This is a genomic window from Actinoallomurus vinaceus (assembly GCF_039542055.1).
In the GTDB taxonomy this organism is placed as follows: domain Bacteria; phylum Actinomycetota; class Actinomycetes; order Streptosporangiales; family Streptosporangiaceae; genus Actinoallomurus; species Actinoallomurus vinaceus.
The window spans coordinates 318,212-336,673 of record NZ_BAABHK010000005.1; the positions used below are offsets into that span (position 1 = coordinate 318,212).

General features: G+C 72.7%; 18 protein-coding genes. 10 read left to right on the forward strand and 8 right to left on the reverse strand.

The window, feature by feature from the left end; genetic code table 11:
• The first annotated feature begins 78 nt into the window (after positions 1-78).
• The 4 genes from ABEA24_RS20180 to ABEA24_RS20195 all read left to right on the forward strand — a co-directional run bounded on the left by ABEA24_RS20180 (position 79) and on the right by ABEA24_RS20195 (position 5,122).
• Positions 79-2,844 (forward strand): helix-turn-helix transcriptional regulator, encoded by a 2,766-nt coding sequence (locus ABEA24_RS20180; protein WP_345432489.1) that lies wholly within the window; start codon positions 79-81, stop codon positions 2,842-2,844.
• Between the two features lie 248 nt (positions 2,845-3,092).
• On the forward strand, positions 3,093-3,791 hold the full coding sequence (locus ABEA24_RS20185; RefSeq protein ID WP_345432490.1) for an SDR family oxidoreductase: 699 nt from the start codon (positions 3,093-3,095) through the stop codon (positions 3,789-3,791).
• A 291-nt stretch (positions 3,792-4,082) separates the two neighbouring features.
• Positions 4,083-4,505 (forward strand): tautomerase family protein, encoded by a 423-nt coding sequence (locus ABEA24_RS20190; RefSeq protein WP_345432491.1) that lies wholly within the window; start codon positions 4,083-4,085, stop codon positions 4,503-4,505.
• Positions 4,506-4,561: 56 nt separating this feature from the next.
• Positions 4,562-5,122, forward strand: a complete 561-nt coding sequence (locus ABEA24_RS20195; RefSeq protein WP_345432492.1) for a winged helix-turn-helix transcriptional regulator — start codon at positions 4,562-4,564, stop codon at positions 5,120-5,122.
• Between the two features lie 48 nt (positions 5,123-5,170).
• Here the strand turns inward: ABEA24_RS20195 and ABEA24_RS20200 are convergent, their stop codons facing one another.
• From ABEA24_RS20200 to ABEA24_RS20220, 5 genes are all read right to left on the reverse strand, one after another.
• Entirely contained in the window at positions 5,171-8,413 is a 3,243-nt protein-coding gene (locus tag ABEA24_RS20200; protein ID WP_345432493.1) for an error-prone DNA polymerase, read from the reverse strand.
• Positions 8,414-8,586: 173 nt separating this feature from the next.
• The gene (locus tag ABEA24_RS20205) at positions 8,587-10,281 is read right to left on the reverse strand and encodes a DNA polymerase Y family protein (protein WP_345432494.1); all 1,695 of its coding nucleotides are present in this window, start codon (positions 10,279-10,281) and stop codon (positions 8,587-8,589) included.
• Between the two features lie 10 nt (positions 10,282-10,291).
• Positions 10,292-10,954, reverse strand: a complete 663-nt coding sequence (locus ABEA24_RS20210) for a hypothetical protein (RefSeq protein ID WP_345432495.1) — start codon at positions 10,952-10,954, stop codon at positions 10,292-10,294.
• A 173-nt stretch (positions 10,955-11,127) separates the two neighbouring features.
• Entirely contained in the window at positions 11,128-12,309 is a 1,182-nt protein-coding gene (locus ABEA24_RS20215) for an FAD-dependent monooxygenase (RefSeq protein WP_345432496.1), read from the reverse strand.
• The gene (locus tag ABEA24_RS20220) at positions 12,306-12,767 is read right to left on the reverse strand and encodes a GbsR/MarR family transcriptional regulator (protein ID WP_345432497.1); all 462 of its coding nucleotides are present in this window, start codon (positions 12,765-12,767) and stop codon (positions 12,306-12,308) included. The genes ABEA24_RS20215 and ABEA24_RS20220 overlap by 4 nt, the downstream gene beginning before the upstream one ends.
• Positions 12,768-12,835: 68 nt before the next feature.
• On the opposite strand from ABEA24_RS20220, the gene ABEA24_RS20225 reads away from it, so the two are divergent.
• Together ABEA24_RS20225 and ABEA24_RS20230 are read left to right on the forward strand one after the other, a co-directional pair.
• Positions 12,836-13,012 (forward strand): SDR family oxidoreductase, encoded by a 177-nt coding sequence (locus ABEA24_RS20225; RefSeq protein ID WP_345432498.1) that lies wholly within the window; start codon positions 12,836-12,838, stop codon positions 13,010-13,012.
• Positions 13,013-13,150: 138 nt separating this feature from the next.
• On the forward strand, positions 13,151-13,486 hold the full coding sequence (locus ABEA24_RS20230) for a YnfA family protein (protein ID WP_345432776.1): 336 nt from the start codon (positions 13,151-13,153) through the stop codon (positions 13,484-13,486).
• Positions 13,487-13,493: 7 nt separating this feature from the next.
• Here ABEA24_RS20230 and ABEA24_RS20235 read toward each other — a convergent pair whose 3' ends face one another.
• Both ABEA24_RS20235 and ABEA24_RS20240 read right to left on the reverse strand, forming a co-directional pair.
• On the reverse strand, positions 13,494-14,930 hold the full coding sequence (locus ABEA24_RS20235; RefSeq protein ID WP_345432499.1) for a sensor histidine kinase: 1,437 nt from the start codon (positions 14,928-14,930) through the stop codon (positions 13,494-13,496).
• A complete protein-coding gene (locus ABEA24_RS20240; protein WP_345432500.1) occupies positions 14,930-15,628 on the reverse strand; it encodes a response regulator transcription factor in 699 nt (232 codons plus the stop codon). Before ABEA24_RS20240 ends, ABEA24_RS20235 begins: the two co-directional genes overlap by 1 nt.
• Positions 15,629-15,675: 47 nt before the next feature.
• Here ABEA24_RS20240 and ABEA24_RS20245 point away from each other — a divergent pair, with 47 nt between their 5' ends.
• Both ABEA24_RS20245 and ABEA24_RS20250 read left to right on the forward strand, forming a co-directional pair.
• Entirely contained in the window at positions 15,676-16,005 is a 330-nt protein-coding gene (locus ABEA24_RS20245) for a hypothetical protein (protein ID WP_345432501.1), read from the forward strand.
• Positions 15,965-16,369: an MMPL family transporter gene (locus tag ABEA24_RS20250; protein ID WP_345432502.1), complete on the forward strand. Its 405-nt coding sequence runs from the start codon at positions 15,965-15,967 to the stop codon at positions 16,367-16,369. Before ABEA24_RS20245 ends, ABEA24_RS20250 begins: the two co-directional genes overlap by 41 nt.
• A gap of 30 nt (positions 16,370-16,399) precedes the next feature.
• On the opposite strand, the gene ABEA24_RS20255 is transcribed toward ABEA24_RS20250, so the two are convergent.
• On the reverse strand, positions 16,400-17,035 hold the full coding sequence (locus tag ABEA24_RS20255; RefSeq protein ID WP_345432503.1) for a TetR/AcrR family transcriptional regulator: 636 nt from the start codon (positions 17,033-17,035) through the stop codon (positions 16,400-16,402).
• A 79-nt stretch (positions 17,036-17,114) separates the two neighbouring features.
• On the opposite strand from ABEA24_RS20255, the gene ABEA24_RS20260 reads away from it, so the two are divergent.
• Positions 17,115-17,417 carry a putative quinol monooxygenase gene (locus ABEA24_RS20260; protein WP_345432504.1) on the forward strand — a complete coding sequence of 101 codons (303 nt, stop codon included), beginning with the start codon at positions 17,115-17,117 and terminating at the stop codon, positions 17,415-17,417.
• Between the two features lie 97 nt (positions 17,418-17,514).
• Complete coding sequence (locus tag ABEA24_RS20265) at positions 17,515-18,339, forward strand: alpha/beta fold hydrolase (RefSeq protein ID WP_345432505.1); 825 nt, start codon at positions 17,515-17,517, stop codon at positions 18,337-18,339.
• The last annotated feature ends 123 nt before the right edge of the window (positions 18,340-18,462 follow it).

Here is an 18,462-nt window from a genome sequence, read left to right on the forward strand (position 1 = left end):
CAATATGGGGCACACGGATCCGGTGACTGGACTCACGCGTGCCGGGGAGCAGCGGAAGCCGGCCCTAGGGGTTGACCAGTGGACGAGCTGTTCGGGCGGGACGAGGAATGCGGTCGACTGGCGACGGCGCTGGATGACGCCCGGCGCGGGATGAGCGGGGTACTGGTCCTGCGGGGCGGGCCGGGAACCGGGAAGAGTGCGCTGCTCGATTTTCTTCAGGCCAGGGCCGCCGCCGATTTCGAGGTCGTGCGTTTCGACGCGGTGGAGTCCGAGGCCGAGCTGGGGTTCGCCGCGCTGTATCAGTTGCTGAGGCCGCATCTGTCTCAGCTGTTCAAGTTGCCGGATCCGCAGCGTGAGGCGTTGTGCCAGGTGTTCGGGCTCGAGGAGCGGACGAGCCCGCCGGACCGGTTCCTGGTGGGGCTGGCCGCGCTGGGGTTGGTGGCCGTTCGTGCGGATGACCGGCCGCTGTTGTGTCTGGTGGATGACGCCCAGTGGCTGGATGAGGAATCGGCGGCGGTGCTGGCGTTCGTGGCCCGGCGGCTGCACGCGGACTCCGCGACGATGGTGTTCTCGGTGCGGGACCACGTCGACCGCGTCGATCACCTGGTGGGACTCCCCGAGCTGCCCGTGGCCGGCCTCGGCGCGGAGGCGGCGGGGCGGCTGCTGGAATCGGCGGTCTCCGGGGCCCTGGATCCCGGTGTGCGCGACCGGATCGTGGCCTCGACCGGGGGCAATCCCCTCGCTCTGATCGAAGCGGCCAGGGAGCTGAGCGCCGGCCAGCTCAGTGGTGAGGCGGCGTTGCCGGAGCCCGTGCCCCTGGGCCGGGCGCTGGAGCGGGTCTATCTGCGTGAGGTGCTGGCGTTGCCGTCGCAGACCCGGACGCTGCTGCTGGCCTGTGCGGCCGATCCGACCAGTGATCCGAACGTGCTGTGGCGGGCCGGCCCGGAGCTGGGCTTCGACGCCGGTGCCGCGGCGGTGGCCGAGGAGCGCGACCTGCTGTGGATCCGGGAGACGGTCCGGTTCCGGCACCCCCTGATCCGCTCGGCCGTCTACTATGGCGCTCCCCTCGCCCGGCGCGCACGGGTGCACGCCGTCCTGGCGGAGGTCGCCGCGGATCTCGGCGAGGTCGACCTGCGCGCCTGGCATCTGGCGGCGGCCGCGACCGATCCGGACGAGGTCGTGGCCGCCGAGCTCGACCTGGCCGCCGTACGTGCTCGTGACCGGGGTGACTGGGCGGGCGGTTCGTCGCTGCTGGCGCGGGCCGCGTCGCTGTCGTCCGATGCGGCCGCGCGGGCCCGGCGCCTGCTGGAGGCGGCGGAGGCGAGCGCGGTGGCCGGTTCGCCGGGGCGGGCGCAGGCGCTGCTCGACGAGGCGGCCGCGTATCGCGGGGACCGGTCTCACGGCGGGCTGGTGCAGCGGGTGCAGGCGCGCATCCACCGGCTGTCCGGAGCCCCGGCCGCGGCGACGTACGCGCTGCTGGCGGCGGCGAGGGAGTTGGGCCCGGTCGATATCCGGCCGGCCCGGGACATCCTCGTGGAGGCGCTGGTGCAGGCGCAGATCAGCGGTTCGCTGGCACCGCAGGGGGCGTCCCGGTCGAGCGTGGCGGAGACGGCGCGTGCGCTGCCGCTGCCCGCCGGGGTGCCCGCCACCACGGGTGACGTGGTGCTGGAGGCCGACACGGCCGTCCACCTCGAAGGGCTGGGCCGTGCGACCGTGCGGCTGCGGCAGGCGATCGACGCGGTACGGCAGGAGGAGTCCACGGCTCCCGAGCTGTTCCAGTGGCTCGCCGCGGCCTGCTCGCACGCGACCGTCCTCGGCGACGACATCGCCCTGCACGATCTGGCCTGGCGGCTGCACGGCGAGGCGAGGCGGCAGGGCGCCGTGATCCCGATGGCCCTGGCCCTGAGCCATACCGCGCTCTCGGAGTTGATCGCCGGGCGTCTCGATGAGGCGGAGCGGCTGTTCGACCAACGGGCGGCGTTGGAGGAGGCGCGCGGCTCCCAGTCGTTCCTCGGTTCTCTGCTGATCGCGGCGTGGCGGGGCAGGTTCGCGGAGGCGGGCGCGCTGACGGAGGCGGTGCGGGAGCATGCCGCCGGGACCGGGCAGGGCTACCAACTGGTGTTCCTGGACTACGCCCGGTGTGTGGTCGAGCTGAGCCAATGCCGGTATGAGGAGGCGTTCCTGAGTCTGGAGGGCCGGGTCGGGGATACGTCCCAGTTGAAGTTCGCCGTTGTCGACCTGGTCGAGGCCGCGTCACGCTGCGGCCGCCCGGACGAGGCGTCGGGCCTGCTGGAACTCCTGTCCGGGCTGGCGGAGCGGACGCCCGTTCCGGGCCTGCTCGGTGACCTGGCCCGTGCCCGGGCACTGACCACCGCCGACCCGTCCGCGGCCGAGGACCTGTATCTGCAGGCCATCCGGCATCACGCGGACGCCCGCGGCCCGTTGCGGCGGGCGCGCAGCCACCAGCTCTACGGCGAATGGCTGCGCCGGGAGCGCCGTACCAAGGACGCACGGCACGAACTGCGCCTCGCCTACGACCTGTTCGCCACCATGGGCGCGCAGGGTTTCGCGGCCCGGGTGGCGCAGGAGCTGTCCGCGGCCGGCGATGCGCTGCCGACCGGCGGGAGTGCACCCGGCGGTGGCGACGCACTGACTCCGCAGGAGGCGCGGGTGGCCCGGCTCGCCGCGGGCGGGGCCACGAACGGGGAGATCGCGGCCCAGCTCTTCCTCAGTGTGCACACCGTCGACTACCACCTGCGCAAGGTGTTCCGGAAACTCGACGTCCATTCCCGGCGCGAGCTGCCCAAGCGACGCGACCACATCACCTCGGGCCAGGGCTCGTGATGCCGAGCCGATCCGACCTGAGTCTGCGCACCGCCTCGTACGGCATCCCGCGACGCTCGTAGTACCTGCGGGGACGCACCACGCGGGCCCGGCCCCACGTAGTCACCCGCCTGGCCACACCACGGGCCCCACGTGATGTGAGCGACCCGGCGAAGGCAGAATCATGAATGTGGTCACCGTCGAGCCACGAACGGGGATTCGGCGCCGTACCGAAACAACCAGCAACCCGGGAAACGAGGTGCCCGAGCATGGAGATCGAGGGATCGGTCGCGCTGGTGACAGGAGCGAATCGCGGGATCGGGCTCGCGTTCTCGCGCGCCTTGCTGGCCCGGGGCGCCGCGAAGGTGTACGCGGGCGTCCGCAGGCCGGAGGACTTCGCGGAGCCCGGACTGGAACCGCTGCGACTCGACGTCACCGACCACGACCAGATCACGGCCGCCGCGGCGACGGCGTCCGACGTGACCATCGTGATCAACAACGCGGGTATCCAGGCCGGGCCGGGCCTTCTGGAGGGCTCCCTGGACGGTGCGCGGCGGGAGCTGGAGGTGAACTATCTGGGCGCATGGGCCGTCTCCCGGGCCTTCGCCCCGGTGCTCGCGGCCAACGGTGGCGGAGCCCTGGTGAACATGCTTTCCGTGGCCTCGTGGCGGGCGAACGCGCGGTTCCCCGGCTATGCCGCGTCGAAGGCGGCGGAGTGGTCGCTGACGAACGCGCTGCGCCTCGGCCTCAGGGAGCAGGGCACGCTGGTCGTCGGTGTGCACGTCGGTTGGGTGGACACCGATGCCACCGCGGGCGTCGAGGCCCCGAAGACGGAGCCGGCGGAGGTGGCCGCCCAGACCATGGACGCCATCGCGCGCGATGAGCCCGAGGTACTCGTCGACGACACGGCCCGCCGGGTGCGCGCCGCCCTGTCCGGGTCCCTGGATCTCCTCTACCCGACCGCCTGAGCCCGAGGGCGACGCGGCCGCGGTCGTGCGCCGGCCGCCGTACGTGGTGTTCCTCGAGCCGACACTACGTACCACGCGGGATTGCCGTACGGCACCGCGCAGGAACGATGAGGTTCCGACAGCTGTCGTCAGGCGTGCGCTCTCGTGGAGAAGGCCGCATGACTTCACCCCTGTCCCGCAGCTCTCCGGCCGGGCCGCCGTGGTGACCGGCGCGTCCGGCGGCATCGGCGAGCACGTCGTCCATGAGACGGCGCGGCGGCCACCCCACTCAGCAAAGCGAGGATCGATCGCATGCCCATGATTGACGTTTACGCCACCAAGGGGATCATCAAGGACCGCAAGGGTCTGGCTCAGGATCTCGCTCAGGCGATCATGCGCTGGGAGAAGGTTCCGGTCATCCCGTTCTTCACGGACAACACGGCCGCCTTCATCCATGAGCTGGACGCGGACGGCTTCTCCACCGCGGGCGGCAGCAACGACCACGTGCGCGTCGCCGTCACGACCAACGCCGGCGCCCTCGACCGGGAGCAGCAGCTCGGCTTGGTCAAGGAGATCTCGGAGCTGGTGGCAGCGGCCGCCGGGGACCCCTCCCTCGCCGAACGCACCTGGGTCACCCTGACCGAGGCGGTGCCCGGCGGCTGGGGCATCGGCGGGCACGCCTACACCAACGAGGAGATCGTCCAGCACGTGCGCGAGTTGCTGGGCAAGGGCTGACCTTCGGACAGATCCATTCAATGGACTCTCGTGGATTCGTGTGATTCCATGGCCGTGTGTTGCCCAGTACTTACGAGAATCAGGACTGCTCGCTGGCGCGCGCGCTTGAGGTCGTAGGTGAGCGCTGGACGCTGCTGGTCATGCGCGACGCCTTCTACGGCGTCCGCCGGTTCAACGACTTCTCCGCTCACCTCGACGCGCCGCGTACGGTGCTGAGCACGCGGCTGAGCGCCTTGGTCCACGCCGGCCTGCTCGAACGCAGGCCCGATCCCGAGCACGGCGGGCGCCACCTGTACGAGGTGACGGCCAAGGGGAAGACATTGTGGCCGCCCCTGTACGCCCTGCGCGCCTGGGGTGAGGCCCACGCGGCTGATGATCGTGAGTCCCGCCGGGTGTTCACGCACGTGGCCTGCGGTGAGCCGCTCGACTTCACGGCTCGCTGTGCCACGTGCGGCGTGGTTCCCGAACCGCAGGACGTCATGGTCATCCCGGTGGGAACCCCGGAGGAGGGGGCGCGCACGGACCCGGTCGCCATGGGGCTGCGCGAGCCCCATCGGCTGCTCGACCCGCTGCCGGCCGGGAGCGTGCCGGCGAGCAAGCGGCTCACCGCTGAGTGAACGGTCCTCGAGCAGTGATCTACAATGTAAAGGCGGTGGCCGATGTGGTCACCGGAAGTCGCGGCTGCGGGTCATCGTGGCGACGGGAAGGCGCTGCAAACGGGTGGCGATGAGGTTGGCCGCGCCGTCGTGGCGTTCGAGGCGGCCGTGGATGAGCAGGGCCTGGGCCTGGAAGGCGACGTTGCGGTACCGCTCCCAGATCTGCGGGCGGCACAGGACGTTGAGCATTCCGGTCTCGTCCTCCAGGTTGAAGAAGATCACGCCGTTGGCGGTCCCCGGGCGCTGCCGGTGCGTGACGACCCCGGCGACCAGGATGTTCGTGTCGCCCGGCACGTCCTTGACCGCGCCCAGCGGGATGGCGCCGCGCTCGTCGAGGGCCTCCCTGACGTGCGCGATCGGGTGGGTCTGAGACGTCCCGGTGGCCCAGAGGTCGGCGATGGTCTGCTCGATGACGGTCATCGGGGGCAGTTCGGGTGCGGTGGTGCCCGGCGCGGTGCCGGGCAGGTGGTCCGGGCGGGTGTGGGACAGCGCGCCCGCCGCCCACAGCGCCTCGCGGCGGCCGAGGCCGAAGCAGCCGAACGCCCCGGCCGTCGCGAGCGCCTCCAGCGCCGCCGTGGACAGCGGTACCCGGCGCACCAGGTCCTCCAGATCCTCGTACGGCCGGCCGGCGGCGATCCGCTTCGCGGCGTCCTCGCCGAGGTTCCGTACGGCCGACAGGCCGAGGCGGATCGCGGGCTGCGGCCCGGCGGGGGCGTGCGGGAGATCGCCGGCGGGCGTGTACGGCGCCTCCAGGGTCGCCTGGTCGGGACTGGCGTTGACGTCGACGCCGAGAACTCGTACGCCGTGCCGGCGGGCGTCGCCGAGCAGCGTCTGCGGGCTGTAGAACCCCATCGGCTGGTTGCGCAGCAGCGCGGCGGTGAACGCCGCCGGGTAGTGCCGCTTCAGGTACGCGCTGGCGTACACCAAGTGGGCGAAGCTCTGCGCGTGCGACTCGGGGAACCCGAAGCTGGCGAAGCCGAGGATCTTTTCGTACACCTCCTCGGCGATCCCGGCGGGGATGCCGCGCTCGGCCATGCCGTTCAGCAGCCGGTCGCGGAGCCGCTCGACGCGTTCGGGCGCGCGCTTGGAGCTCATCGCCTGCCGCAGCGCGTCGGACTCCGCTGGCGTGAATCCGGCGCAGTCCACGGCGAGCTGCATCATCTGCTCCTGGAACAGCGGCACGCCCATGGTGCGCTCCAGAGCGTTCTTCATCAGCGGGTGCGGGATGTCCGGCGGCTCCTGCCCGTTGCGGCGGCGCAGGTACGGGTGGACCGAACCGCCCTGGATCGGGCCGGGCCGGATCAGCGCGACCTCCACGACCAGGTCGTAGAACGTCTTGGGCTTGAGCCGGGGCAGCGTCGCCATCTGCGCGCGGGACTCGACCTGGAACACCCCGACCGTGTCGGCGTCGCAGAGCATCGCGTACACGTCGGGGTCGTCCGGCGGGATGTTGTGCAGGTCGTAGCGCCGTCCGTGGAACTCGCCGACGAGGTCGAACGTGTCGTGCAGCGCCGCCAGCATGCCCAGGCCGAGCAGGTCGAACTTGACCAGCCCGACGGCGGCGCAGTCGTCCTTGTCCCACTGCAGCACGCTGCGGCCCGGCATCCGTGCCCACTCGACCGGGCAGACCTCGCCGATCGGCCGGTCGCAGATGACCATGCCGCCGGAGTGGATGCCGAGGTGGCGGGGGAGCCGCTGCATCCGGTCGGCCAGCGCGGTGACCGCCTCGGGGATGCCGTCCGGCGGGAGCGGCTCGTGCGGGGAGAGCTGCCGTGACCAGGCGTCCTGCTGGCCGGGGGAGAAGCCGAGCGCGCGGGCGGCGTCGCGGACGGCCATCCGCGGCCGGTAGGTGATCACGTTGGCGACCTGGGCGGCCCGGTCACGCCCGTACTTCTCGTAGACGTGCTGGATGACCTCCCCGCGCCGCCGGTGCTCGATGTCCAGGTCGATGTCGGGCGGCCCGTCGCGGCCGGGGGACAGGAACCGCTCGAACAGCAGGTTGTGCTTCACGGCGTCGACGCCGGTGATGCCCAGGGCGAAGCAGACCGCGGAGTTCGCCGCCGACCCGCGGCCCTGGCACAGGATGTCGTTGTCCCGGCAGAACTCCACGATCTCGTGCACGATCAGGAAGTAGCCGGGGAAGCCGAGCTGCTCGATGACGTTCAGCTCCCGCGCGATCTGCCGGTGCGCCCTCGGCGCCTGCCGCTGCGTCCCGTACCGCTCGCGCGCCCCCTCGGCGACGAGGTGCCGCAGCCACGTCGCCTCGGTGTGCCCGTCGGGGACGAGCCAGTCCGGCAGGTTCGGCGCGACAAGGTCCAGGTCGAAAATGCAGGAGCGGGCCAGCTCCACCGTCCGCTCCAGCACGCCGGGGAAGCGGGCGAGCCGCGCCGCCATCTCCTCCCGCGACCGCAGGTGCGCGGTGCCGGTCGCGGGCAGCCAGGAGTCCATGTCATCGAGGCCGCGCCGGGCCCGTACGGCGGCGAGCGCCTGCGCGAGCGGGGCGTCCCTCGGCGCGGCGTAGTGCACGTTGTTCGAGGCCACGACGCTGACGCCGGTACGGAGGGCGAGCTCGTACAGGGCGTCGTTGCGCGCGTCGTCGAGGGGCTGGTCGTGGTCGATCAGCTCGGCGAAGACGTTCTCCCGCCCGAACATCTCGATCAGCGCCCGCAGCTCCGACTCCGGGTCCTCGCCCGCGTGCACCGCGCCCTTGCGGCAGCCGGTGAGGATCACCCAGTGCCCATCGTGCGCGCTCGCCAGGTCGGCCAGGTCGTAGACGGGACGGCCCTTCTCCCCGCCGGCGAGCTGCGCCCGGCTGATCGCGGCGCTCAGCCGCCCGTACCCCTCGACGTCGCGGGCCAGGACGAGGAGGTGCCGCCCGCCCGGATCGGGTTCGCCCGGAGCGGCGGCGGGCAGGTCGAGGCTCAGCTCCGCGCCGAAGATCGTGCCCACGCCCGTCCCCTTCGCGGCCTCCTTGAGCCGCACGGCCCCGTACATGCCGTCGTGGTCGGTGACGGCCAGCGCCTCCACGCCGAGGCGTACCGCTTCGGCGACCAGCTCCTCCGGGCCGGAGGCGCCGTCGAGGAAGCTGTACGACGAGTGGCAGTGCAGCTCCGCCCATCCCCCCGTACGGCGTGGCAGGCGCACGGGCGGTACGGCCGGTTCCGGCGTGGGTTCGCCCACGGGCGGACGAGAGCCCCAGGAGAGCCGCCGCTCGAACTCCCGCCACGGGATTCCCGGATTATTGAATCCCATCAGGCCTCCCGACGACCTCAGGCATGGTCGGCCGCGTGCTCATGGCGGCCCTCGCGGGCGTCGACCCTGGGGGGCCTCCTGGCTTCGGGCCGCGTGCTCCCGAGCTGCGCTGCGGCCCTGCGGGCAGGAGGCGCCTTCGGCGGAGGATGCTCCGCTCGGGAGCGTTCCGGTGCTCAGGCATAGTCGGCCTCGATGTACCAGCGGCCGCCTTCGACGACGAGCAGGCGCGCGCCGCCGTCGGCGGTGACGACCTGGAACCGCGCGCGGCGGCGGAACCGCACCGGGTCCCACCAGCGCTCCCGGGCCGGCCACGGGCCCGCCCACGCGGTCACCGGCAGGACGCGTCCGTCGACCTCGATCTGGTGGGGCGGGGCCGAGACCGCGCAGCGGGCGCTGACCGTGACCGGTGCGCCGTCGGCATCGGTCACGCGGACGGGCAGCGGGTCGGGATGGACGACCGCCGGCGCCGGGTCGGGGATCCGCCCGGGCCAGCGCCCCTCCGCGGCGCCCGGTTCGGGTGGGAGGTCGCCGACCGGCACCCGGACGACGCGCTCTCCGGGTCCGCGACCGCCTGCGGGGAACGGCCGGGTGATCGCCTGATGGCCGAGCATGGCCTGCACCCGCGCCGCCGCCCGCATGACGCGGTCGGAGAGGGTGACCTGCCCCCACAACGCCTCCTGCCGCCCCTCGTCGGGGACGAGCTGGTCGGGCAGGAGCCGCAGGAAGGCGATGCCGCCGACGCCCTCCTCGTCGGGGGAGGTCTCCCAGGAGGACAGCTGCCAGCGGACCCGCTCGGCGACGGCGAGGGCCGACAGCGTCCCGTCGTGCCGCCACAGCCGGGACTGCGTACGCCCGTGGGCGTCCGTCACCTCGACGCCGATCCGTACGCAGGTCAGGCCCTCGGCGGCGAGCGCCTCGTGCAGGCGTTCGGCGAGCGTCTTGGCGGCGAAGACGACCTGCTCGGCCGCTGTCGCGGGCGGGTCGAACTCCGTCGTCACGCTCAGGTCCGTGTGCGGCGGCCGGGGGGCGGGCGGCCGGGCGTCCAGCCCCCGGGCCAGCCGGTGCGCGCGCACCTCGTCGGCGCCGAAGCGGCCCGCCACGTGCCGAGGCGGCAGGGCCGCGAACGCGCCGAGCGTGCGGATGCCGAGCCGGGGCAGCAGGTCGGCGAGCTCCGGCCGGTCGAGGACGGCCACCGGATACGGCGCGAGGAAGTCCGCTGCCCCGCCCACCGGCACGATCATGCCGCCGTCCGCGGTGCGCGCGGCCAGTTCGGCGGCGAACAGGCCGTCGGCGATCCCCACACCGCAGTCGAACCCGTGCTCGACCACGGTGTCCTGAACGTGGATCCGCAGCGACTCCTCCGCCGTCCCGCGGTCGGCGCCGCCGTGGTAGCGGGCCGCGCCCCGCGCCGGGATGGCGCAGACGCCGGGGCGTACGACCTCGACCCAGGGGGTGATGGTGGAGACGGCGGCGGCCACCGTCTCGAAGAGCCGCCCCTCGGCGTCGGGATCGCGGTCGCGGACCACCAGGTCGGGGCAGTGCCGCTGCGCGTCGCGCAGCCGCTGCCCCCGGCGGACGCCCACGGCACGCGCCGCCGCCGAGCACGCCGCGACCCGGGCCTGGACGACCACCGCGGCGGGGGTGCCCGCGTCCAGGCCCACCGCCGTGACCGGCCAGTCCGGGCACCACACGACGAGCACGCGCGGCACGGTCACCGGTCCACCGCCGGATCCTGGTGGGCCGGGGAGGGATATGGCGTACCCGCCGTCCAGCGGTCCGCCGCCGGATCCTGGTGGGCCGGGGAGGGGCATGGCGTACCCGCCGTCCAGCGGTTCACCGCCGGATCCTGGTGAGTCAAGGAGGGACATGGCAGACCCCTCATCCGGCGACGGCCTCCAGCCGCGCCGGTCCCTCGTGCTCGGCGACGGCCACGGCGCCGTCCGGTCCGGGCAGCCACAGCCAGACCCGGTGGCCGGGCGCGGCGGCGCCGCGCCCGGAGACGGCCACGAGCGCCCGGCGTCCGCGCAGGTGCCCGGTGCCGTCCCCGACGCCGGCCCAGTGGCTCTCCTCGACGCGCAGCCGCAGGGCCGCGCCCGCCCACGGGCCGGTCGTGACCAGCGCGCACCCGTTGCGCCGCGCCAGTGTGGTCAGCCGCCGGGCCACGTGCGCGGGCGGCTCCTCCGGCGGCCGCACGATGACCATCGCGCAGCCGTCGGTCAGCGCGGCGACCACGTCGGCCCAGCGCCGGTCCGGGTCGTCGACGAGCAGGACCCGCATCGGGTCGAGGCCGCCGTCCTCGCCGCCGAACGCCGCGGCGGCGGGGACGTGAGCCTCCGGCAGTCCGACGACCGCGCACCATCGGTCCCCGAGCCCGGCCGCCAGCGTGAGGGCCAGCGTGGTCGAGCCGTCCACGCCGGTGACCGTCCCGGGCCGCAGCCCGCCGCCGGGGATCACCGCGCGCAGCGCCGGCAGCACAGGGACCAGGTCAACGCCCGCCAGGGGCGAGAAGCCCTCTGTGACCTGCGACGATAGCTCGCTCACTCACTAATCATCGAACATCTATTCGACTGAAAGCAAGTCGACCGCCCTGTGTAACGTCGGTTACGGTCCGTTGATCGGAACGTTCCAGCATGGAAGACGCCATGGTCACGATGGATGCGTCAGCGCCGTGACCGGCGAAGCCGGCCCGCCTTGCCTGGCGCCCACGAGGGATGTCACTCACTCTCTTCGCCGTGTCGGCTCGGGATGGGCGGGGTCCAGTCCCACAGGCGGGCGGCCTTACGCGCCGCGACGCCGCCGCCGGCGAGGCGGGTGAGGCGGGTCATCAGGCAGTAGGTGAGCGTGCTGGTGGACAGGCTGATCCTGGGGTCCTGCCGAGCCATGTGCCGCACCTGCTGACTGCGGGGCCGCCGGGCCTCGTCGTAACGGGCCAAGGCCGCGGGAATTTCGGTGGCGCCGGTGAGCTCGGAGGCGAGAATGGCCGCGTCCTCCAGCGCCTGGCATGCGCCCTGCGCGAGAAACGGGGTCATGGCGTGTGCGGCGTCGCCCAGCAGCGCGACTCGTCCGGCCGCATAGGACGTGAGCGGGTCGAGGTCGTAGATGTCGTGGCAGAGCACGGAATCGGGCGGGGTCGCGGACAGCAGCGCGGGGATGGGTTCATGCCAGTCGCCGATGCGGTGCCGGACCTCGGCGAGGTTGTCGTCGTAGCGCGCGCCGGGCTCGTTCTGACGGACGGTGAGGAACCAGAACACGCGCTGCCGGCTGAGCGGGTGCGCGCCGAACCGCGCGCCGCGCCCCCACGTCTGGAAACCCTCCACGGGCCACACCGAACCCGGCTTGGTCACACCACGCCAGCACAGGATCCGCTGGAAGACCGGCGCGGGCGAATCCGGCCACGTCGAGCGGCGCACCACGCTGCCGATGCCGTCGGCGCCGATCAGCACGTCGGCTTCGGCTCGCCGGAGCCCGCCCGGTGTCCGGTAGACGGCAGTCACCCTGCGATCAGTCTGCTCGACACCGGTCACCTCGGCGCCGGCGCGTACGGCGGCGGCCGGGAGATGCCCGAGCAGCACCCGGTGCAGGTCGGCGCGATGGTTGGCCAGCAGCGGCGTGTCCCGCCCGGCCCGGAACCGCATGAGGTGACCGCCGGCCGGCGTGCGCAGCGTGGCGCCGGCCTCGGTCGGCACCGACACGGCCCGCAACTCCTCGCCGACCCCCAGCGCGTCCGCCGCGCGCACCGCGTTCGGCGCGAACGACCAACCCGCGCCGACCTCGCGGAACTCGGCTGCCCGCTCCAGCACGGTCACCGACCACCCTGCCCGCCGCAGGCCGATCGCCACGGCCAGCCCGCCGATGCCGCCGCCGGCGACGAGCGCCGTGCCGCCCCGTTCGGTCATCGCTCCCTCCTCGTCGAGAAACGCGGTACTTCCGCGAAGAGCTTGATTATCCAGGCGTACGCCTCGTACGCGACGCGCAACCGCTCGGCACGGGCGCTGCCGGGCCCGGCCAGATCGATGCCGTCGGCGGCGAGATCGCGGAACTCGGCCAGGCCGGCCATCCGCCGCCGGATCACCGTCTCCCACGCGTCGTCGTCCACGCGGTAGTAGTTCGTGCGCTCACCGGGACGAGTACGCCGGCGAACGAACTTCGCGTCGGTGAGCATCCGCATGTTCGTGGCCAGCGACGCCTTGCTCGCTCCGATCGCCGTCGCGATCTGGCCCGCGGACTGCTCCGGTGGGTCGCAGATCATCAGCCACCCCAGGATCCGGCCGGCGATCGGAGGCACCCCGTACTCCTCGGCGCAGAACATCGCCATCCGCTCGACCCATTCGAGCTCCTGCTCGCGCTCCGCCACCGGGAGCCTCCGTTCGCCATCGTCTAGTTAGTTCAGTATCTACTGAACTAACTAGACGATGCAAGACCGTGTCGTGGGCCGAACTGGAGCCGCAGGTGCCGGCCGAGTACACGCCGAACCCCAGCGGACGGCTCGGCACCGCGGACGATGTCGCAGCCGCGGTGGCCTTTTCGGCCAGTCCGCCGGCCGGTTACATCAACGGCATCGACCTGCGCGTCGACGGCGGTGTCACCCCGGTGCCGTAGGCACGATGACCAGGCGAGGTCGCACGGCGGCCGACACGCTGATCACCTCTGCACGGGCCAGGCCGAGTGTCGCCGGTCGCGCGGGGAGAATCGATGCGATTCGTCGCCCTCGATCTGCTGGGAAAGGACCTGGTCGCCGTGCTCGTCGCCCGTTCCGTCGCGCTGTTCGTCGTCGCCGCCCTGTTCGAGATCGGCGGGGCGTGGCTGGTGTGGCAGGGGGTGCGTGAGCATCGCGGCTGGATCTGGGCCGGTGCGGGCGTCGTCGCGCTGGGCCTGTACGGGTTCGTCGCGACGTTCCAGCCCGACGCCCACTTCGGACGAGTCCTCGCCGCGTACGGCGGGGTCTTCGTGGCGGGGTCGCTGGCCTGGGGCGTGGTGGCCGACGGATACCGTCCCGACCGCTTCGACGTCATCGGCGCCCTGATCTGCCTGGCCGGGATGGCCGTCATCATGTACGCCCCACGCGGCCACTGAACGTCACTCAGGCGTTCTCCAGGGGGACGGTGGCCGGGGCGCGGGGGAGGCGGACCGTGAACGTCGTGCCCTCGCCCGGCTCCGACGCGACCGCGACCGTGCCCCCGTGGGCCTCGGCGACGGCGGCCACGATGGACAGGCCGAGGCCGGCACCGCCGTGTTCGCGGGAGCGGGACCGGTCGGTCCGGTAGAAGCGTTCGAAGACCCGCTCGCACTGGTCCTCGGCGAGCCCGGGGCCGCGGTCGGTCACGGCGATCTCCACCTGGTCGCCGGCGACGCCGATCCGTACCGTGGCCGGGGTGCCCGCGGGCGTGTGCCGCCGTACGTTGGCGAGCAGGTTGTCGAGGACCTGGCGCAGGCGCATCGCGTCGCCGAGCACCACGGCCCCGTCCGTCGTCTCCAGGTCGATCGGCCGGTCGGGTTCGACGGCGCGGGTGCCGGCCACGGCATCGGCCGCGAGCCGGGTCAGGTCGACCGGTTCGCGTTCGAGGGGGCGTCCCTGGTCGAGCCGGGCCAGGAGGAGGAGTTCGTCGACGAGCGATCCCATGCGCTCGGCCTCCGCCTCGATACGGGCCATCGTCTTGGCCAGGTCGTCGGGGCGTTCGGCCGCTCCGCGGCGGAACAGCTCGGCGTATCCCCGGACGGTCGCGACCGGTGTGCGCAGCTCGTGGGAGGCGTCGGCGATGAACCGCCGTAGCCGTTCCTCGGACGCCTCACGTTCCCGGAACGCCGTCTCGATCTGGCCGAGCATGTCGTTCAGCGCCTGGCCGAGGCGTCCGACCTCGGTGTCCGGCTCGGCGCGCCGTACGCGGCGGGACAGGTCGCCGGCGCCGATCGCGCGCGCCGTGACGCTGATCTCCTCCAGCGGGCGCAGGCCCCGGCGGATGGCCCTGGCGGCGAGGAGGGCCACCGCGGCCAGGGCGAGGGACGAGACGACGATCTCGACCTTGGCCAGGTGCCTGATCGCGCTGTCGGCGTCCTTGGTGGGGGTGCCGATGAGCAGGATCCGGCCGTTGCGGAGCCGGGAGACGCGGAGCCGCCAGTCGGCCGTGGCGTGCAGGCCGCCGACCTTGTAGATCCGCGCGCCGTCGGGGTTCCGCGCCGTGACGGCCGCAGGGGTGGGGTGCGGCGGCAGCGGCGGCCGGTCCACCGCGGCCAGCGTCTGGACGACCCGGCCGTCCGTCTCGCGGATCTGCATGAAGGACGGGATCGCGCCGCTGGCGGCCAGCGCCTGGGCCACCCACGCGCTGTTCGGGCCCACCCGTACGGGGTCGGTGCGCGTGCCGAACGCCGCTTCCATCGCCGTACCGACCACGTTGAGCTGGCGGTCGGTCCGGCGGACGATGTCGTGCCGCAGTGTCGCGAAGCTGCCCACGGCGGCGACCGCGAGGCCGGCCGCGAGCAGGACGAGCAGGGTGAGGATGAGCCGTCGGCGCAGGGACATCACGAGGCCCGGGGCAGGCGCAGGACGTACCCGATGCGGGGCACGGTGTGGATCAGCGGGGGACCGACGACGTCGACCTTGCGGCGCAGGTAGCTGATGTAGGTCTGGACGACGCTGTCGTTGCCGCCGAAGTCGTAGTCCCATACGTGGTCGAGGATCTGCCGCTTCGACAGCACCCGCCCGGCGTTGATGACGAGGTACCGCAGCAGCTTGAACTCGGTCGGCGTGAGCTCCAGCGGCGTGCCGCCCCGGGAGACCTGGTAGGCGTCCTCGTCGATCTCCAGATCGGCGAAGCCGAGCCGCGCCGCGGCGGCGTCGGGACGGCTCGTACGGCGCAGTACGGCGCGGATCCGGGCGATGAGCTCCTCCAGGCTGAAGGGCTTGGTGACGTAGTCGTCGCCGCCGACCGTCAGACCCGCGATCTTGTCCTCGGTGGCGTCACGGGCGGTCAGGAACACCACGGGCGCCTGGCAGCCGTCTCGGCGCAGCCTGCGGCAGGTGTCGATCCCGGAGCCGTCCGGCAGCATCACGTCGAGCACGATGAGGTCCGGCCGGAACGCCGTGACCTGGGCGATGGCCTCGGCGCCCGTGCCCGCCACGGCCGACTCGAATCCCTCGTACCGCAGCGCCGTGGCGACCAGATCGGCGAGGTAGGGCTCGTCGTCGACGACGAGCACCCGGATGGTGGGATCGGTCACGCGCCCCAGTGTCCCGCGTCGCTCTGTGAGAACGCTGTGAGAACCCTGTGACAGGGACCTCCCAGAACGGGCACACGACGCTCGAAGAGCGGGCTGCTGTCCTGACCCGCATGGAAGGATTCTCCCGTTTCGTGCTGCGTCACAAGCTCGCCGTGACGCTCACCTGGCTCGCGCTAACCGTCGCGGGCGTGCTCGCGACGTCGCAGATCGGAGGGCGGCTCGCGAAGCAGAACACCATGCCGGGCCGGCCCTCGTACGAGACGAACGCGGCGATCGCGCGGACGTACGGCACCGGTGGGGACGGCGACCGGCTCGATCACGGAGTTCGTGCCCGTCATGGTGTTCGCGTTCCTGTACGGGCTGTCCATGGACTATGAGGTCTTCATCCTGGCCAGGATGCGGGAGGAGTACGACCGGAGCGGGTCGACGCGGACCGCCGTCGTCGAGGGCATCGGCCGCACCGGACGGCTGGTGACCAGCGCGGCGCTCATCCTCTTCCTCGCCTTCGCGTCGCTGGCCTCCGCGCCGATGACGGACCTCAAGGTGTTCGCGACCGGCCTCGGCCTCGGGGTGCTCCTGGACGCGACGGTCATCCGCGCGCTGCTGGTGCCCGCCATCGTGTCACTGTTCGGCCGCTGGAACTGGTGGCTGCCCGGCTGGGCGGCCCGGGCGCTCCGCGTCCGTCCAGCCCCGCTGCCGCCCGAGCCCGCACCCGAGCCGGTGGCGGCCGGTCGCGCCTGACCAGGTGCGCGGACCGGCGCATGAGCTCCGTTAGTTCGGCGCCGCACCCGCACCGTCGGCGGCCCTCCGGCCGGCGGCCGACGGCCAGGCCTGGAGGGCCGCCTCGGCGATCCGCTCCAGGTCGGTCCTTGTGGCGCCGTCGCGAGCCTGGGCGGACATGCCCTGGAGGACGGCCGAGTAGAAGGTCGCGAGGGCATGAGCGTCGGTGCGGGCGGGGAGCTCTCCCGCCCGCACGGCGGCGGCGATCTTGTCTTCGAGCGCGCGGATTCCCGCAGCGCGCAGATCGCGTAGATGGGCCGCGATGTCGGCGGACTGCGGGGAACAGTTGGTCGCCGCAGTGATCAGGAGGCAGCCGCGCGGGCGATCGGGCCTGGTGTAGGCGGCCGCCGCCTCGCGCAGCAGGCGTTCGACGGCGTCGCGGGCGTTCGGCTCCTCGGCCAGCGCGCGCTGAGTGAAGGCGCCGTAGGTGCGGATGTAGCGGTCGAGAGCATCAAGGAACAGTGCCCGCTTGTCGCCGAAGGCGGCGTACAGGCTGGCCGCGCCGATGCCGAGCGCGCTGGTGAGCAGGGCGATCGAGGTCGCGTCGTAGCCGTGTTCCCAGAACACGGCGATGGCGCCCTCGAGGGCCTCGTCGCGGTCGAACGACCGGGGCCGTCCCGTTCTCATGGCTCCAATTCTATAGCGATCGTTCGAGAAGTGCGTTAGCGTACTTCTTGAACGATCGTTACAGAAGTGGGGAGCGCAGATGGTCACCGTGGGACTTTTCATCCGCGTCGAGGCCAAGCCGGACAAGGTCGCCGAGGTCGAGGAGACGTTGAAGGAGGTGGTGGACATCGTGCGCAAGGAGGGGAAGGCGGTCGTCTGGTTCGCGCTGCGGCTCGGGCCGACGACGTTCGCCATCTACGACGCGTTCGCCGACGACGCCGACCGCCAGGCTCATTTGGAGGCGAACGGCCCGGCGCTGCGCGAGGCCGGTGCGGAGCTGTTCGTCGAATCGCCCTCGATCGATCACATCGACGTCGTCGCGGCCCTGCTGCCCGGCGAGTGACCGGACGCGGCGGGAGATGACCGCCCGTCGCACGCCGTCCTCGCGGCGGCGTGCGGCGGGCGCCGGCACCGACACAGACCCACCTCGGGAAGGCCTCATGAAGACGGCACACGTCAACGACATCGAGATCGAGATCGACGTCATCGGTCGAGGCGAACCGCTGTTGCTCATCCACGGTTCCAACCTCGCCACGGGGCTCGCGCCGCTGGCGGCCGCGCTGGCCGTCGAGTCCCCGTCCCTCCAACTCGTGCGTTACCACCGGCGCGGGATGGCCGGAAGCGGCGGACGCGGCGGGCCGATGGACATCCGGCAGCAGGCCGCCGACGCCCTCGGCCTGCTCGACGCCCTCGGCCTGCCATCCGCGCACCTGCTGGGCTACTCCTACGGCGCCGTGATCGCACTCGAGACCGCACTCTCGGCGCCCGCCCGCGTACGAAGCCTGACGCTCCTCGAACCGATCCTGACCGAGGTGCCATCGTGGACCTCGTTCAAGGCCGGCATGGAACCCGTCATGAGCCGCTACGCCGCCGGTGACATGGCCGGCGCGGTGACGACGACGTTCGCCGGCCTCGGAGGTTCAGACTGGCGGGAGCTGGTCTCGACCGCCGGGCCGGACGCCCTTGACCTCGCGGTGCGTGACACCGAGCTCTTCTACCGCGACGAGTGGCCGGCCTTCACCACCTGGACGCTGGACGAGACACGCGCCGCCGCCGTGAAGAGCCCGGTGCTGTCGGTGATGGGGACCCGGAGCGGGCCCTTTTTCAAGGAAGGCCGAGACCTCCTGCATCAGCGCTTCGCCCAGTGCGCGGACGCCGACATCCCCGACGCGAACCACCTGCTTCAGCTCCAGGCGCCCGAGCTGATCGCCGCCGCGGTCGCGGACTTCCTCCAGCGGCGCTCGCCATTGACTCCAACGGCCTGACCGCTCGCCTGAGCCCGCGCCCCTCCTGGCCGGTCGCCGCTGACACCGCCCGTGCGGGGTCAGCGGGGCGCACCACGAGGCGGAGAAGGCCGGCGCCCGCCGTGAACACCGCACGTGGGGTCA